The 1,405-nt window shown below is 58.3% G+C and carries 1 protein-coding gene; it reads right to left on the reverse strand.

Translation table 11 applies throughout. The annotated features are described in order from the left end of the window. Positions 1-10 precede the first annotated feature (10 nt). Complete coding sequence (locus tag NKI21_RS32315; RefSeq protein WP_352869314.1) at positions 11-1,312, reverse strand: IS4 family transposase; 1,302 nt, start codon at positions 1,310-1,312, stop codon at positions 11-13. Positions 1,313-1,405 lie beyond the last annotated feature (93 nt).

Genomic DNA, 1,405 nt, shown 5'->3' on the forward strand with positions numbered 1-1,405 from the left:
CTAATGCAGTTCACTTAGGCACCTTCAGTGTTCTGACAGGATATTTGGCTGGTAGCTTTTTGACGACACGGGGGCATGATCGCCCCCGTGTTTTTGGGAGGATGAGGTCTCCCAGCCGTTGTCTTAATCGGATGAGGTGTGCGGGTAGTTTTGCTGGCGCTTCGATCGCCATCCACCCCCATTCGTGACGAATGTAGTGCAGGGCTGTGGTGAAGCTCAATTCGGTTGGCTTGACCTCGGCTTCAGAGGCAACCTCGGCCATTTCCAACCGCACCAGATTGTAAGCCAGCAAGGCTCCCCAAACTTCCTGATAAACGGTCTGCGGTGTGCCGCTGCGCAGCGTCAATTCGCTGCCAAGAAGCTCCTGCTTCAGCTCTCGATAGCTGGTTTCGATCCGCCAGCGGTCTTCGTATTGCTGCACGATCTCCTGGGCAGGATAGGCCTTCTTGTCCGTCAATGAGGTGAGCAATATTCGCTGTTGCCCATGCCGGTTGACCGTCTCGATCGCCCGAGCTTCCCAGAATGTCGGCAAGTCGGGCTCGGCCTCGCGTGCTTGCGGCGAGACTTTCATGCGCACCCGATAGTCGGTGGCGTTCTGGTCCAGGCGCTGCCATGCACTGTTGCCTTTGGCCGGCAGGAGCCAATGACGTTGCTTGCCCTTCGATTGAAGCTGCAGCAGCAGGCTGGCGCTGAAAAAGCCCTTGTCGAAGACCGTCAGGGATTGGTCCGGCACTTGGTCGAGCAAGCTCTTGGCATAGAGCATCTCATTCTTGCCGTAGATCCCAAACACCGCATCACGCACCAGGTGCGTGGCGAGCGCCGTCAGGGTCAAGAGCCGTAGCTGCGGATAACTTGCAACAGCGCCGGATGCATAGGCTTGCGCTCCAAAATGCGCGCGGTTCTCCACGCTGTCGGCGACACGCAATGTGCTGCCATCCACGGCATAGCGCGCAAGACCCCGCCAGCCTCGCCCGACTTGGTGTCGCTCGTCCCAGCACGTCGCGCTCATCGCAAACAACTGCGCCAGCGGCGCCTGGCCTAAGCGCTGGCGGGCCTGCGTCAAGGCGCTCTTGGCAATGTCCGGGTTCACCTCATCGGGCAACACCAGATCCAGATGGGCCACCACCTCAGGCATGGACTGATGACGATACAAGGAAAGCGCAATCACCAGCCAGACAACTTGCTCGGCGGGGAGCTTGCGCTTGCGGATGCTCGCCTTGCCGCTGCTGGCAAGCGCCAAGGCGATCCATTCCGGATCAATTGCACCCGAAAGTGCCGATAAATCGGCTGTATGTCCTATGCGACCTGGCATCTCAAAACACGAACAGGATGGAAACGAATCTCCATCCTGTTCGATAGGTCTTACCAGATCCTCATCCAGCCCAACTTAAGTGAACTGCATTAG

Origin of the sequence: Mesorhizobium sp. M0715 (assembly GCF_040320355.1) — a bacterium.
Lineage (GTDB): Bacteria > Pseudomonadota > Alphaproteobacteria > Rhizobiales > Rhizobiaceae > Mesorhizobium.